The sequence below is a fragment of the Acinetobacter sp. XH1741 genome, from assembly GCF_041021895.1.
Taxonomy (GTDB): domain Bacteria; phylum Pseudomonadota; class Gammaproteobacteria; order Pseudomonadales; family Moraxellaceae; genus Acinetobacter.
Genome location: NZ_CP157428.1, coordinates 2,976,330 through 2,990,810, shown reverse-complemented (window position 1 = coordinate 2,990,810; position 14,481 = coordinate 2,976,330). Strand labels below are relative to the sequence as shown.

Sequence of the window (14,481 nt, the reverse complement as noted above, 5' to 3'; positions counted from 1 at the left end):
TATAATATGCCTACCTAAAATCAGTAGATTGTGATTGGTATGTTATATTCACTTGCTCGCCCGATGTTGTTTAGTTTAGCACCAGAGCGTGCCCATGAATTAACATTATCCATGCTTGATAAAGCGCATAAGCTAGGCATGATGCGTCAAGCCGTAGAAGCAAAGCCAACTCGATGTATGGGGATTGAATTTCCTAATCCCGTGGGCTTGGCCGCTGGCCTTGATAAGAATGGTGCTCATATTGATGCCTTAGCCGGATTGGGTTTTGGTTTTATTGAAATTGGCACAATTACTCCTCGTCCACAAGCGGGCAATCCAAAACCGCGTTTATTCCGTATTCCCGAAGCTAAAGCCATTATTAACCGTATGGGTTTTAATAATGATGGCGTTGATAAGCTAATTGAAAATGTTAAAGCATCAAAATTTAGAGGCATTTTAGGGATTAACATCGGTAAAAATGCTGATACGCCTGTAGAAAAAGCGGTCGATGATTATCTAATTTGCCTTGAGAAAGTTTATAACTACGCATCTTACATTACCGTTAATATTTCATCTCCAAATACTAAAAACTTGCGTAGTTTACAAAGCGGTGATGCGTTAACTGAATTATTACAAACCTTAAAGGCACGTCAACTTGAGTTGGCTGAGCAATATAATCACTATGTCCCTCTGGTTCTTAAAGTTGCTCCAGACCTTACTGCTGAAGATGTTGAGTTTATTTCGGCTCAATTATTAGATTTTAAAATTGATGGTCTGATTGTGACTAACACAACGTTATCGAGGGAAGGTGTTGAAAATCTCCCTTATGGTAATGAGACTGGAGGTTTGTCTGGTGCGCCGGTATTTGAAAAAAGTACAGAGTGTTTACGTTTATTTGCTCAATCATTAAAAGGACAAATTCCTTTGATTGGTGTGGGTGGTATTTTGTCTGGTGAGCAAGCTGTAGCGAAACAACAAGCTGGAGCAACACTTGTACAAATTTATAGTGGTCTAATTTATACGGGACCAACGCTTGTGAAGCAATGTGTTGAAGCCATGACTTAATTGAACATGAACACTATTGATATCATCATTCTCATACTTTTGCTCATTGGGGGGCTAAACGGTTTGCGACAAGGATTTATTAAAGCCTTTGCGAACTTGGTGGGATGGATTTTTGCATTAATTATGGGTGCAAAATATGCTGTTCTACTAGCTCCATCAATGTCGGGTTTAAGCCAAGATCCGGTGGTTCAAAAGATTGCGGCTTTCGCATTTATTGCACTTGTGATTATTGTTTTAACCTGGATCGTCACTGCAATTTTAAATGGCCTCTTGAAAAGTTTGAAATTGGGGCCATTAAATCGTTTAGCAGGTGGTGCTTTTGGTTCGTTGAAAGGTTTGCTTGTTGTGCTTGTTACCATGCAAGGTGTAGGACCTTGGGTTGAAAGTTCAGCAAACTGGAAACAGTCCATACTTATACAATTTTTACTGCCTTATGCGCCTTTAGCGACTGAATTGTCTAAAGATGCAGCAAGTGAGGCATATCATCAGATAACATCTGGAGGCGGTGTATCTCGCACTTCTCCAAAACCAGTGGACGAGTCGGAACAATCAGAAACCCGACCCGACCATTCAACAAAGAATCCTTTTTATTAATTCCTAGCTTGTCTGCGAGGTTGCTATGTGTGGAGTTGTTGGTATAGCCGGTAAATCGCCAGTGAACCAAATGTTGTTTGATGCTTTAACGATGTTGCAGCATCGTGGGCAAGATGCAGCTGGAATAGTAACCTGCCATGAAGGCCGTCTTTTCCTGCGTAAGGATAACGGTATGGTGCGTGATGTTTTTCATACTCGTCATATGAGAGCATTACTTGGTAATTACGGTATTGGTCATGTGCGTTACCCAACTGCTGGTTCTGCTAGTAGTGCAGAAGCTCAACCATTTTATGTGAACTCACCTTACGGGATTACACTTGCACATAATGGTAACTTGACCAATGCAGAAGAAATTCATGATGACCTGTTTAAAACAGATTTACGTCATATGAACACTGATTCTGACTCAGAAGTTCTTTTAAACGTTTTTGCTCATGAGTTGCAAAAGAAAGGAACGCTAAACCCGACAGCAGAAGATATTTTCCATACGGTTTCTCGTGTGCATGAACGCTGCCAAGGTGCTTATGGCGTAGTTGCCATGATTACTGGTCATGGTTTAGTGGGTTTCCGTGATCCAAATGGTATTCGTCCACTTATTTACGGTTCGCGTGAGACTGAACAAGGTGAGATGGAATATATCATTGCATCAGAATCAGTAGCGATTACTGCACTTGGTTTTAAAATCGAGCGTGATATTGCACCGGGTGAAGCAATTTTCATTGATTCTGAAGGTCAGTTATTCACAAAACAGTGTGCGGCAGAACCAAAATACCGCCCATGTATTTTTGAATATGTTTATTTTGCTCGTCCAGATGCCATTATTGACGGTATTTCAGTGTATAAAGCCCGTTTAAAAATGGGTGAAAAATTAGCGCATAAGATTTTGCGTGACTGGGGTGAGGACCATGATATTGATGTGGTTATCCCAATTCCTGATACAAGCCGTACTTCTGCACTAGAACTTGCAAATATTCTTGGTGTGAAGTTCCGTGAAGGTTTCATGAAAAACCGTTATATCGGTCGTACCTTCATTATGCCAGGTCAACAACAGCGTAAAAAATCTGTACGTCAGAAGTTAAACCCTGTTGAGCTAGAATTTAAAGGCAAAAATGTTCTTTTGGTTGATGACTCTATTGTACGTGGTACAACGTGTAATGAGATCATTCAAATGGCACGTGACTCAGGTGCGAAAAAAGTATACTTTGCTTCAGCAGCACCGAAAGTAATGTATCCAAACGTATATGGTATCGATATGCCTGCTAAAACTGAGCTTATTGCATCAGAACGCAGCGTAGAAGAAATTCAGGAAATTATTGGTGCCGATCGTTTAGTTTTCCAAGATTTGGAAGACTTGAAGAACGCTGTACGTACCAGTAAAGTGCCGACATTGACTGAGTTTGATTGCTCTGTTTTTGATGGTATCTATGTGACTGGCGGAATTGATGCGCAATATCTCAATAACTTGGAGCAGAAACGTAATGACTCTGCGAAAAAGGGAAAAGATGGGTATATTGATGTCAATATTGATGCTGCTTCAGTAGATTTGACTGGTATTAAAGAAGAATAGAAATAGCCGAAAAAAGCGGGTGTTTCCCGCTTTTTTCTTTTATGATGAAACCTAACAATGTAATTGGGATTATTTACATTGAAAGAAGTAAGCCACTATTTAATCGAAAATAAAAATATGGCATGGTCCATCACTATGTGTTTGGTTGCTGTGCTCTTAACTATTTTTATTTTAAATCTAATTTTAGGTTTATTGGTTCACTTCTTTGATTATAGCCAACCCATTTGGTGGCATGCTTTAAGTCCATATTTTATTGCTCTTTTACTTTTTATTATGGTTTGGTCGGTGGTGACCGAACTCTATATTTTGCGTAAAGGCGGCCATTCACTTGCGAAGCAGCTTAAAACACGTCGTTTAGTAAAAGGTGAAAGTACACCCGAAGAACATACTGCATTAAAAATTACAGAACATTTAGCACAAATATTTTCTCTTAACGTTCCCACATTATATGTTTTGCCTGATGAAGTTGGGGTGAATGCACTAACAGCAGGTTTTCACTCGGACGATATCGTAATTATTTTGACTTGGGGCGCTCTACAGAACCTAGATGAATTAGAACTATATGGTTTATTGGGTCATGAGTTTAATCAAATTTTATCAGGCGAAGCTGTAGAAAATACTAAATTAAAAATTTTATATAGTGGTTTGACCACTTTTAGCCAATGGGGCAGTAAGCTTGCAAAGCAAGGTTTTAAACGTTATAGCCCGGGTTATAAGCATAAATTTGAAACAGTATTTGTAGCTGTTGGTGGCGTAATCTGGTTGGCTGGAAGCTTGGGTGTATTAATCACTCGTTTTATTAAATATTTAACATTAAGCGGCCGTACATTTCGTAATGACCAAAAAACCATGCGGTTATTAAAAAATAGTACGAATACCCAGACGTTATTACGTATTTATGTTCACCATTCGGGGTCACAAATTCATAGTGCTTATTCTGAATCAATCGCACATATGTGTTTTGCTAACTCATTGAGTCCTCAAAGTTGGATGAATATTCACCCGAGTATTCGTGAACGTATTTATGAACTCAACCCAACATTGTTGCAAGATTTACAGTTAGAAAATCTAAAGAAACTTCGGAATCGACCTTTATTTAGTCTGTTCCGTTCTTTAGAGGAATCTGAGACTGAAATTTATATTCCGTGGTCATCTCCACAACCTTTGCCTTTATTACGGTTATCTCCGATTAGTTTTGCATTGAATGATGCAATTAAGCCTTTAAGTAATGATGTCCGTCGAAATAAAAAGCGCCCTGAGTTAATTCAGCGGGCATTGCAAACGGCTACTGGTTCGCGTGAGGTGATGGTTGCAATTTTAATGATTCGCCAATATCGAGAGTTTATTCCCCAAGAAGCTCCGGTAAGTCATTCGATTGTCGATGCTTTACTTAATCTTGATGGGCGTATTCATATCCAGATTTTTCACGATGCATGTAAAAATATTGGTCACATGCCTGCAAGTATTGCCCGTCAGTTTTTGACTAAACTTGCGCTTATTATTCAGGAAGATGGTGAAATCGGTCTGCTTGATGCGCTTTTACTTGAGCGGGTTAAATATGAGTTGAACTTGATGCCACTTCATTTACCTACGGCATTTGAAGAAGTAAAACCACAAATTGTTCGCTTAATTGATGCTTTGCTGCATGTGCAGCAAATTAACAGTCCAAACCAGTTGGAAGTGCGTGAGCGTATTTTACGATCTTTACTCAATCCTGATGAAATGCATATTTATGATGAAATTTCGGATGAGCCGTTAGACTTGGCTGAAATTTTAAATGATATCGCTGGATTGTTACTTCGTGATCGTTTAAGTATTTTAGCCATTGCAGAAATGTGCTTGTGGAGTGATCGAATTATTACTCAAGATGAGCTTGATGTTCTTGAGCTGCTCTACTGGCGATTTGGTTTTGAGTCTGATGAAATTGTAGAGCAAATGCAGAAGAAAAATAGCGTGATGATTATTTAAGAAACATACGTTGTTTCCAAAAGAGATCATTAAAAGAAAACGCTGAAAAAAAATCAGAAGCCCGTTAGAATGTCCCTAGACTAGAGGTACTGATTTAGACATGATTGGGCAGCAAAGAAATATACTGGCAACTTTAGGTATCGATGTATGGATTCCTAGAACACAAGTGTGTCAAAAAAATAATGCCCAGACACTGTGGAGAGATCAGATTGCTGAATCTCAGACATCCATTACCATACCGGTTATAGATACGCCTACAGTTGAGCAAAAGCAATCTAAGCCTCAAATACTTGATACTGCGGAAGTGGCTAAAGAGCCGATAGCAGCAGTAGTAGAAACTCTACAGCCTGAAGTGTTTGTAGAAAAAGCGCGGATTGTAGAGCCAGAGACAATTGCTCCATTTGAGTTGCAGGCTTATTGTATTGAAAAGTGTGTGATCTTTGTCGATGCAACTACCTTGGAAAAAGAAGAAAAACAACTTTGGAGTAATATTCAAAAAGCGAAAGTAGGGCAATATGCCGAATTGAGATGGCCTTTTCCTTTAGCTGCCTATCAAGACCCAAGGGGCGTGGGTTCATATATTCAAGGGTTTTTAGATGCTGTAGCGGCAGAAAAAAAGATTTTATATTTGGGTAAATGTACCTATATTCAGCATGCGAATATTATTTATTTGGCAAGTTTAAAAGAAATGATAGATAAACCTCTCCTTAAGAGAAGACTGTGGCAACTTATGCAAGATAACAATGAGTAGTAGGGACGTACATGAAAAAGGTTGTAGTTTTTAGCCAAATTGATGAGGAAATTTTGTCACGGTTGCAGCAGGATTATCATGTTGTCGTATTAAACCCAAAACTGGGTGATATTAATGAACAGATACGACAAGAAGTGATTGATGCTGATGGAATGATTGGTGCAGGTCGATTGCTGAATGAAAGTAACCTTTCACCTGCACAGAAATTAAAAATTATTTCATCTGTGACCGTTGGTTATGATAATTATGATGTTGAGTATTTAAACCAAAAGAAAATCTGGTTGTCGAATACACCGCATGTTTTAACTGAAACTACCGCAGATCTTGCTTTTACACTCTTGTTAAGTGCAGCCAGAAAAGTACCTTTTCTCGATCATTGGACTAAACAAGGTGAATGGAAAAGAACAGTTGGTCCACAGCAGTTTGGTTTAGATGTTTTTGGAAAAACTCTAGGTATTATTGGTCTTGGTAATATCGGGGCTGCAATTGCGCGCCGTGGTTTTTATGGCTTTAACATGAATATTGTTTACCATAATCGACGTGAAAAACCTGAGTTAGCAGAGCCTTTAAAGGCAGAGTATCTGAGCTTAGATGAATTACTTCAGCAATCCGATTTTGTAGTAACAGCAGTTGATTTAAATACTGAATCTAAAGCCTTAATGAGCAAAGCTCAATTTGAACTTATGCAAAAGCACGCTATTTTTGTCAATATTGCGCGTGGTTCAGTGGTCGATGAGCAGGCACTTATTGAGGCTTTGCAGAATGAAGTTATTTTTGCAGCTGGTTTAGATGTATATGAAAAAGAGCCTCTCCAAGATTCGGTACTTTTCAAATTACCTAATGTAGTGACTTTGCCTCATGTGGGTTCTGCTACAGCAGAAACACGTAAAAAAATGGCAAATCTAGCTTATAAAAACTTGGTAGAAGCATTAGAGGATAAAACACCAAGGTATTTGGTAAATCCGAATTTCGTATAAATATTGAATAACACTTCATTGCAAATATAGTCTATTTTCAATGTTATAGTGAAAGCCTGTTGATATGATGCAAGACCATTAATGCATTATATGAATGGGCTTTTTTGTTAGTTTAATTTTTAATAGAGAAGAACTTTTGAAATTTTTGCCAGTTATTTTAAGTTTAGCTTTTATAACAAATGCCTCTTATGCGGATCCTTTTGATTCAAAAGCTACTGCAGGCCAAGTAGAAATTCCAAATATTGGCAGTGGAGTGGGGTTGCTTGACCAGCAAAAAGAAAAATTTATTGGTGAGAAAGTTTTTCGCGAAGTTCATAAGCAAATGCCAGTCATACAGGATGTATGGTTAGAAAATCAATTTTTTCAGGTCTTCTCAAATATTTTAAGTGAAACACAGCTCGGGCAGCCTATTGGCCTAGTGGTGATTAAAGACTCTCAAATTAATGCATTTGCTGTCCCGGGTGGGCTATTTGCACTCAATACTGGTCTTATTTCGTCAGCACGTAATATTGATGAGGTTGCTGGGGTCATGGCGCACGAAGTTGCTCACGTATCACAAAGGCACTTTAGTCGTTCTGAAGAGGCTTTTAAGGGGCAAGCTCTGTTAAGTCTAGCAGGCCTATTGGCGGGTGTTGCTTTAGCTGCCCAAGCGGGTGGAGATGCTGGTGCTGCTGTTATGTTGGGGACACAAGCTGCATTACTTGATAAGCAGCTTACCTATAGCCGTAATCAAGAGCGTGAAGCAGACCGAATTGGTATGCAGTATATGTATGCTGCTGGTTATAACCCGCAAAGTATGGCTGACTATTTTGAAACCATGCACAGGGCGACCAGTCATGTAAGCTTTCTTCCAGATTTTTGGCTCACTCACCCTTTAACAACTGAACGTATGAGTGAGGCTCGTTTAAGGGCGAACCAGATGCCGAGAGTTAAAAGTCGAATATATGATGTCGATTTTGAAATATTGAAATGGTACACAATGGTGGTCGCTGGGGAAGCTACAGAAAATCAGTTGCAGAGTTTGGCTTCTCAAAAAAATCTGGCAGGGTTGCTGGCTTTGTCAGCTTTTTACCTAAAACAAGGAGACTATATTCAAGCTCAAACTACATTAGATCAAACCAAATCAAGTGGTAAACCATTGGTTTCTCTCATTCAAACGGATATTTATTTAGGTCAAAATAAACTTGATCAGGCCTATAATTCCATTGCGCCATTACAAATGACCATGCCTGAAAATAAGGCTTTTAGCTATAAGTTGGCTGAGGTGTTGTTGCGTCAGGGGAAATATGCCCAAGTACAGACACTTGTTCAGCGCTTTATTAATAAAAATGCCCGAGATATTCAAGGTTGGCAATTATTACAACAAGCGGCTAATTTAGATAAAGCTTCGCCGTTAAGAGCGGTGAATGTATTGCGTTACCGTGCGGAAGCCCAATATTGGTCTGGTAGTGAAGAAAATGCGATTAAATCTATGCTGCATGCGCAGAGACTCGCAAAAGGCAATCAGGCAATGTCTGCTAAAATAGATAGCCGATTAAAACAAATGCAAGATGAGAGACGAATGAAAATTTAAGCTTTATATTTTGATCTCTTGATTTGCGTACACGCAAATCTATTTAAACTTAAAAGAAAGTCTAATATGAGAAAATATAAAAAGAAGAGGGGAAATTAAGCTAATTTAGCTTTAATTTTTGCTGAAACTTGAGCAGGATCGGCACGCCCGGCTATGATCGGACGTAGAGAATTCATCACCTTACCCATATCTTTCATGCTAGTTGCTTCTTGAGCAGCAATCGTTTGCTCAATGATAGAATCAAGCTCTTCCTCAGTCATAGCTTCTGGTAGAAACTGGGAAATAATCTCAGCTTCGGCTTGTTCTTTACTAGCTAAATCATCACGACCAGCACCTTCAAAGGCTTTGATCGATTCTTTACGTTGTTTAATTTGCTTTTCAATGACCGCAAGAACCTGAGCGTCGCCAAGCTCTATGCGCTCATCAACTTCGATTTGCTTAATTGCTGCTTGTAGACTACGCAAAACCGTCACTGTTGCCATATCTTTGGCACGCATAGAAGTTTTTAATGCATCAGTAATTTGGTTTTTTAAAGTAGTCATAATATCAGCAGTCAATCACAAATTAATTAGTAAAGGCGAGTAGTACGTACAGATTCGCGCGCCAATTTCTTTTGGTAGCGTTTAACTGCAGCAGCTTTTTTACGCTTACGTTCTTGAGTTGGTTTTTCGTAGAATTCGCGCTTACGAACGTCAGCTAAAACACCAGCTTTTTCGCATGAACGTTTGAAACGACGGATAGCTACGTCAACTGGTTCGCCTTCTTTCAACTTAACTTGTGGCATGTAAAATCCTCTAGATTATGGATAAGATCAGGCACACCATTGCGCCGGATCACAAGTGAAGGTCAGTATTTTACTCATTTACAACTCATATCACAAGTCTATAATAGCGATTGCAATATTTTGACTCATATAAAAGGCAGTTTTGATGATTGTTTTAGGCTTGGAAACTTCTTGTGATGAAACAGGGTTGGCACTTTATGATAGCGAACTCGGCTTACGGGGACAGGTTCTTTATAGCCAGATTAAACTTCATGCCGAATATGGTGGAGTGGTTCCAGAGTTGGCTTCGCGTGACCATGTGCGTAAGCTCATTCCTTTAATGAATCAATTGCTTGAACAAAGTGGTGTCTCAAAACAAGAGATTGATGCAGTCGCTTATACACGTGGCCCAGGTTTAATGGGAGCATTAATGACAGGCGCATTATTTGGAAGAACTTTAGCTTTCTCTTTAAATAAGCCTGCTATTGGTGTTCACCATATGGAAGGCCACATGTTGGCTCCATTGCTTTCAAGTCAACCACCCGAATTTCCTTTCGTTGCGTTGCTTGTTTCAGGTGGGCATACGCAATTAATGGCAGCTCACTCCATTGGTCAATATGAGCTATTGGGTGAGTCTATTGATGATGCTGCGGGTGAAGCTTTTGATAAAGTCGCAAAAATGATGAGTTTGCCATATCCGGGTGGACCAAATATTGCAAAACTAGCCTTATCTGGTAATCCATTAGCATTTGAATTTCCACGACCAATGCTTCATCAAGGCCTAGATTTTTCTTTTAGCGGTTTAAAAACAGCAGTTTCTGTTCAATTGAAAAAATTGAATGGTGAAAACCGTGATGCTGATATTGCTGCGTCATTCCAAGAAGCCATTGTAGACACATTAGTAAAAAAATCAGTGAAAGCTTTAAAGCAAACTGGACTTAAACGTTTAGTTATTGCGGGTGGAGTGAGCGCAAATTTACGCTTACGCGAGCAATTAGAAACTTCTTTGGCGAAAATTAAAGCACAGGTTTACTATGCAGAACCTGCTTTATGTACAGATAATGGGGCAATGATCGCTTTTGCGGGTTATCAACGTTTAAAAGCAGGCCAACATGATGGCTTGGCTGTCACCACCACGCCACGTTGGCCAATGACGGAATTGTCTATTCCAGTAAATTCTTAATATCAAAATAAACGGTCATTCTCTAATAAGATGACCGTTTGTTTTTATTTCATAGAATTGTTTAATTCTTTTAAGCCATTTAAACCAATCCAGTGTTTAGAAAATTGGTAAGCTGCACGGCCAGAACGTTGTCCGCGCATTTGGCACCAACGTAAGCTTTCAGCACGAACCTCATCGTTAAAAGGCATATTTGTTTTATCAAGATAATGTTCTACGATTTCTAAATACAAATTTTGATCCATTGGATAAAAAGATAACCACAAACCAAAACGATCTGACAAAGAGATCTTTTCTTCAATCGCTTCTTGGGGGTGTAACTCGGTATATTGAGGTACATCGACCTTGGTTACAGGCGTATTTTCATGCATGAACTCAGGTAATAAGTGACGGCGGTTACTGGTCGCATAAATAATAAAGTTCGTTGAACCTGACTGTAATGAACCATCCAGTACACTTTTTAAACTACGATAATTTTCATCTTCGGCATTGAAAGCTAAGTCATCACAATAGACGATGTATTTTTCTGGTCGGTTTTGAATAATTTTCTGGATTTTAGGTAAGTCTGCTAAATCATCACGTTCAATTTCAATTAAACGTAATCCTCGAGGGGCATACTCAGTAAGTAAAGCACGAACAATAGAAGATTTTCCTGTACCACGTGAACCCGTTAAAAGGACATCATTAGCGGGTAGGCCATTTAGAAATTGCAAAGTATTTTGAATGATTTTTTCTTTTTGGCGTTCTATGCCTTTTAGGTCATCAAGATAAATATTTTTAGGTGTATAAATGGCTTGAAGTTGTTGATTTTCCCATCTAAAGGCGGGAGCAGAAAAATCTGTTTCTTGTTTCGGTTCAGGTAAGACTTGCTGGAGCTGATTTAATACAAGTGATAATGTTTGAACTAAATTGTCAGGTAAATCAATGGTAGCCATGGTTAATCAATCATGTTAAACAGTAATTTACTAGGATACTAACACTGAAATTTGCGAGCTGACAAAAAAGTTATTGTCTACACAGTTTATCGGTTTTGCAATTGATTGAAATGTTCAGACCGCGCATAGTGTTGTCATGTCTATTCAGTAAAATCATCTGTGAAGATGAGGACGAAATATGTTTGAAAAGTTAAGAAGTGATATGAATCCGCATCAGGCTTATCGTATCAAAAAATTACAACGTCAATTAGACACGGCTGAATCTTATGAAGAGTGGAAGTCTTTTGCACTAAAACTTGATGAAGAAACAGGTGCACAAGAGTGGAAGTTCGATAATAGTTCGCCTTATTTTGATGCTGAGCTAATTTCTTATCGTTACACTTTACTGAAAAGATATCGTCAGCAGCATCGTACTTTAGATTTGATTTATCTTTTAAAAGAAGGTCTGACCTACGATATTGCAAACATTGGTCATCCCATGCTGTTTGCTGCCACGCATGTTGGTACAAAAAAATTAATTGAAGATTATATTGAAGAAGTCAGCCAAAGCTTGGCTTATATTGCTTCTAGTGAATGTATTATCTTTCAAAGAAAAGAAAAAATCGAGTTTTTTGAAAACTGTGAAAAAGCATATGGACAACCTGCGCTTATGTTTTCGGGTGGGGCAACGCTAGGTCTTTTTCACACAGGCGTATGTAAAGCGTTAATTGAACAAGATTTAATGCCAAAAGTACTCTCTGGCTCAAGTGCTGGAGCCATTATGACAGGCATGCTTGGAACTTCTGCTAGTGAGGACGTTCAAAACTTACTAAATGGCGAGCAATTTTTTAGTGATGCTTTTCACTTTAGAAAGCTTCGTGAACTCATTAAGGGTAATGGTGGCATTGCGGATGTCCATTATTTGAAAAAGTTCCTGATTGAAAACTTGGGTGATCTTACTTTTGAAGAGGCATTTAAAAAATCAGGTCTAAATATTAATGTGGCCGTTGCGCCGTACGATGCAACAGAAAATCCAAGGATTATGAATGCAATTATGACACCCAACGTTTTGGTTTGGAGTGCTGTACTGGCTTCTTGTGCTGTGCCAGTTTTATTTCCACCTGTACGTTTAACCAGTAAACGTTATGATGGTGAACATACCCCTTATATGGCAAATACAAAATGGGTAGATGGCAGTGTACGTAGTGATTTTCCACAAGAAAGAATGGCAAGGCTTTATAATTTAAACTACACCATTGCTAGCCAAGTGAATCCGCATGTTGTGCCATTTATGCAAGATGATGCGCACCGTTTTCGTAAGGACGTTTTAAGTTGGCCTGAGCGAATTTTAAGACGCCAAGGTAAAGTACTCTCAATGGGAGTAATGGACTTTACCCGTCAGAGATTGGGCGCCATTTCTCCAGTAAGAAGATTGCTTGATCATGGATATGGAGTAATAGGGCAGCGATACTACGGCGATGTCAATATTATCGCTAAATATGGCCTAAAACATTATGCCTATACGCTACAAAACCCTCGTCCACATTTGTTTAAGCGTTTACAGCGAGAAGGTGAGCGTGCGACTTGGCCAAAAATTTCCTCTATTGAAACTCATGCGCGTATTGGTAAAACAATTCAGCATTGTTTAGAAGTTTTACGTTTTGAAGAAAAGAGACAACAGTCAGAGTCTTACTATGCTGAAGCATAATTTTGCTTCTCATATAGAAAACCTAAAATGCGTGACAAAACCTAAAAGTGCAGCTTTAGGACGGCATCTATGGACTTGTACTATAGATGCTGATCGCTATTGGCTAAAATATCATCTGCCTCATGTACATGCTCAAAGTGAGCAAGATTTTTTGCATGAATTGCAATTTTATGAAGATATTCAGCATAAAAAAGCAAACTGGCTTTTACCTTTTAAAATAGTTGATGTTGGTACTATTTCCCAATTACAACCCTCTCAAGGCAAAGGATTAATTTTGCCAGATACAGAGTGTTGGTTTGACGACTCTTCCCAAAAGCAAAATTTAAAAGATATCCATGAGACGATCTATAGAGCGCTTATGGTTTTAGCAGAACTTCATGAGCTTGGATGGATTCATGGCGATATTAAAAAGGAACACTTTAGAAAGTTCGAGCAGGGGCTTTATTTAATTGATTTTGAAAAAGCACGGCTTATATCGAGTCCAGATACAATTATTGATGCTACACCAAGATATATGGCACCTGAACTGTTTCATGGGGACAGTAAGCGTGTACAAAGTGATTTATATGCTTTAGGTATTGTTTTGTATGAATGGTTAAGTCAAATGCGTTTACAAGCAAATACTTATCATGATTGGGCTGTATTACATTGCCAAAATTTAAACATTCAGTTGCCTGATTCAGTTCAAATTTTTTACCCATTACTGAGTGGATTATTACAAAAACAACAGAAAAATCGGTTTTCAAAGGCATTTGAAGCAATTAATTGTTTAAAAGCGCTCTCAAACTCATAAAAATCATTGATCTAGTATCTGTATACAATTTACACGGTCAGTTTTTTTTAGAAAAAAAACACTTGTCACTGTTAGATCTTATCGCTAATATACACAGCCATCGGGGGCGTGGCGAAATTGGTAGACGCACTGGATTTAGGTTCCAGCGCCGCAAGGTGTAAGAGTTCGAGTCTCTTCGCCCCCACCACTTTAAGTTAAGACTTAAAGTTGATTTGAATGTTAAGTCATTTAAATCTTGGAAGAGGATTGGTGTAATGGTAGCATGACGGTCTCCAAAACCGTTCGTCAAGGTTCGAATCCTTGATCCTCTGCCACATTTATTTTAAATAAATGTCCCAGATGGGGGCGTGGCGAAATTGGTAGACGCACTGGATTTAGGTTCCAGCGCCGCAAGGTGTAAGAGTTCGAGTCTCTTCGCCCCCACCATTAAAAAAAGCAAGACGATGATCTTGCTTTTTTTATGATTAAATCTAAAGGGTTTAATTGTATATATAGAGGATTGGTGTAATGGTAGCATGACGGTCTCCAAAACCGTTCGTCAAGGTTCGAGTCCTTGATCCTCTGCCAAGATTCAAAAAAGCTCCTGTTGAGGGAGCTTTTTTTATGTCTAGTATATTTATAAAAATGAATGTTTCAAAAATTATTCTTT

The 14,481-nt window shown here is 38.7% G+C and carries 13 protein-coding genes and 4 tRNA genes; 14 read left to right on the top strand and 3 right to left on the bottom strand.

All coding sequences use genetic code 11. The annotated features are described in order from the left end of the window. Positions 1 to 39 precede the first annotated feature (39 nt). The 7 genes from ABLB96_RS14265 (at position 40) to ABLB96_RS14235 (ending at position 8,474) form a co-directional block, all read left to right on the top strand. Complete coding sequence (locus tag ABLB96_RS14265; RefSeq protein ID WP_348896390.1) at positions 40 to 1,044, top strand: quinone-dependent dihydroorotate dehydrogenase; 1,005 nt, start codon at positions 40 to 42, stop codon at positions 1,042 to 1,044. 6 nt (positions 1,045 to 1,050) lie between these two features. Further along, complete coding sequence (locus ABLB96_RS14260) at positions 1,051 to 1,638, top strand: CvpA family protein (protein WP_348896391.1); 588 nt, start codon at positions 1,051 to 1,053, stop codon at positions 1,636 to 1,638. A gap of 25 nt (positions 1,639 to 1,663) precedes the next feature. Next, a complete protein-coding gene (gene purF / locus ABLB96_RS14255; RefSeq protein ID WP_348896392.1) occupies positions 1,664 to 3,205 on the top strand; it encodes an amidophosphoribosyltransferase in 1,542 nt (513 codons plus the stop codon). A 78-nt stretch (positions 3,206 to 3,283) separates the two neighbouring features. Further along, a complete protein-coding gene (locus ABLB96_RS14250; protein ID WP_348896393.1) occupies positions 3,284 to 5,173 on the top strand; it encodes a M48 family metalloprotease in 1,890 nt (629 codons plus the stop codon). Positions 5,174 to 5,273: 100 nt separating this feature from the next. Continuing rightward, complete coding sequence (locus tag ABLB96_RS14245; RefSeq protein ID WP_348896394.1) at positions 5,274 to 5,924, top strand: hypothetical protein; 651 nt, start codon at positions 5,274 to 5,276, stop codon at positions 5,922 to 5,924. Between the two features lie 11 nt (positions 5,925 to 5,935). Further along, on the top strand, positions 5,936 to 6,901 hold the full coding sequence (locus tag ABLB96_RS14240) for a D-glycerate dehydrogenase (protein WP_348896395.1): 966 nt from the start codon (positions 5,936 to 5,938) through the stop codon (positions 6,899 to 6,901). Between the two features lie 145 nt (positions 6,902 to 7,046). Continuing rightward, positions 7,047 to 8,474: a M48 family metalloprotease gene (locus ABLB96_RS14235; protein WP_348896409.1), complete on the top strand. Its 1,428-nt coding sequence runs from the start codon at positions 7,047 to 7,049 to the stop codon at positions 8,472 to 8,474. 95 nt (positions 8,475 to 8,569) lie between these two features. Here the strand turns inward: ABLB96_RS14235 and ABLB96_RS14230 are convergent, their stop codons facing one another. After that, positions 8,570 to 9,016: a GatB/YqeY domain-containing protein gene (locus ABLB96_RS14230; protein WP_096640785.1), complete on the bottom strand. Its 447-nt coding sequence runs from the start codon at positions 9,014 to 9,016 to the stop codon at positions 8,570 to 8,572. Between the two features lie 26 nt (positions 9,017 to 9,042). Beyond that, entirely contained in the window at positions 9,043 to 9,258 is a 216-nt protein-coding gene (gene rpsU / locus ABLB96_RS14225; RefSeq protein ID WP_001136722.1) for a 30S ribosomal protein S21, read from the bottom strand. Between the two features lie 145 nt (positions 9,259 to 9,403). Here rpsU and tsaD point away from each other — a divergent pair, with 145 nt between their 5' ends. Then, complete coding sequence (gene tsaD / locus ABLB96_RS14220) at positions 9,404 to 10,420, top strand: tRNA (adenosine(37)-N6)-threonylcarbamoyltransferase complex transferase subunit TsaD (RefSeq protein ID WP_348896396.1); 1,017 nt, start codon at positions 9,404 to 9,406, stop codon at positions 10,418 to 10,420. 44 nt (positions 10,421 to 10,464) lie between these two features. Here tsaD and ABLB96_RS14215 read toward each other — a convergent pair whose 3' ends face one another. After that, positions 10,465 to 11,352 (bottom strand): ATP-binding protein, encoded by an 888-nt coding sequence (locus ABLB96_RS14215; protein WP_348896397.1) that lies wholly within the window; start codon positions 11,350 to 11,352, stop codon positions 10,465 to 10,467. A 178-nt stretch (positions 11,353 to 11,530) separates the two neighbouring features. Between ABLB96_RS14215 and ABLB96_RS14210 the strand changes: the two genes are divergently transcribed. From ABLB96_RS14210 to ABLB96_RS14185, 6 genes are all read left to right on the top strand, one after another. Further along, entirely contained in the window at positions 11,531 to 13,039 is a 1,509-nt protein-coding gene (locus ABLB96_RS14210; protein WP_348896399.1) for a DUF3336 domain-containing protein, read from the top strand. Further along, the gene (locus tag ABLB96_RS14205) at positions 13,026 to 13,832 is read left to right on the top strand and encodes a protein kinase (protein ID WP_348896401.1); all 807 of its coding nucleotides are present in this window, start codon (positions 13,026 to 13,028) and stop codon (positions 13,830 to 13,832) included. Before ABLB96_RS14210 ends, ABLB96_RS14205 begins: the two co-directional genes overlap by 14 nt. Positions 13,833 to 13,934: 102 nt before the next feature. After that, positions 13,935 to 14,019: transfer RNA gene (locus tag ABLB96_RS14200), tRNA-Leu, on the top strand. A 53-nt stretch (positions 14,020 to 14,072) separates the two neighbouring features. Further along, a tRNA-Trp gene (locus ABLB96_RS14195) sits at positions 14,073 to 14,146 on the top strand. A gap of 27 nt (positions 14,147 to 14,173) precedes the next feature. Next, positions 14,174 to 14,258: transfer RNA gene (locus tag ABLB96_RS14190), tRNA-Leu, on the top strand. A gap of 67 nt (positions 14,259 to 14,325) precedes the next feature. Beyond that, positions 14,326 to 14,399 (top strand) — tRNA-Trp (locus ABLB96_RS14185). Positions 14,400 to 14,481 lie beyond the last annotated feature (82 nt).

Excerpts from the sequence above, each read along its gene's own strand:
- ABLB96_RS14265 (WP_348896390.1), top strand. The coding sequence starts at position 40 with ATGTTATATTCACTTGCTCGCCCGATGTTGTTTAGTTTAGCACCAGAG.
- ABLB96_RS14260 (WP_348896391.1), top strand. The coding sequence starts at position 1,051 with ATGAACACTATTGATATCATCATTCTCATACTTTTGCTCATTGGGGGG.
- purF (WP_348896392.1), top strand. The coding sequence starts at position 1,664 with ATGTGTGGAGTTGTTGGTATAGCCGGTAAATCGCCAGTGAACCAAATG.
- ABLB96_RS14245 (WP_348896394.1), top strand. The coding sequence starts at position 5,274 with ATGATTGGGCAGCAAAGAAATATACTGGCAACTTTAGGTATCGATGTA.
- ABLB96_RS14240 (WP_348896395.1), top strand. The coding sequence starts at position 5,936 with ATGAAAAAGGTTGTAGTTTTTAGCCAAATTGATGAGGAAATTTTGTCA.
- ABLB96_RS14230 (WP_096640785.1), bottom strand. The coding sequence starts at position 9,016 with ATGACTACTTTAAAAAACCAAATTACTGATGCATTAAAAACTTCTATG.
- rpsU (WP_001136722.1), bottom strand. The coding sequence starts at position 9,258 with ATGCCACAAGTTAAGTTGAAAGAAGGCGAACCAGTTGACGTAGCTATC.
- tsaD (WP_348896396.1), top strand. The coding sequence starts at position 9,404 with ATGATTGTTTTAGGCTTGGAAACTTCTTGTGATGAAACAGGGTTGGCA.
- ABLB96_RS14215 (WP_348896397.1), bottom strand. The coding sequence starts at position 11,352 with ATGGCTACCATTGATTTACCTGACAATTTAGTTCAAACATTATCACTT.
- ABLB96_RS14210 (WP_348896399.1), top strand. The coding sequence starts at position 11,531 with ATGTTTGAAAAGTTAAGAAGTGATATGAATCCGCATCAGGCTTATCGT.
- ABLB96_RS14205 (WP_348896401.1), top strand. The coding sequence starts at position 13,026 with ATGCTGAAGCATAATTTTGCTTCTCATATAGAAAACCTAAAATGCGTG.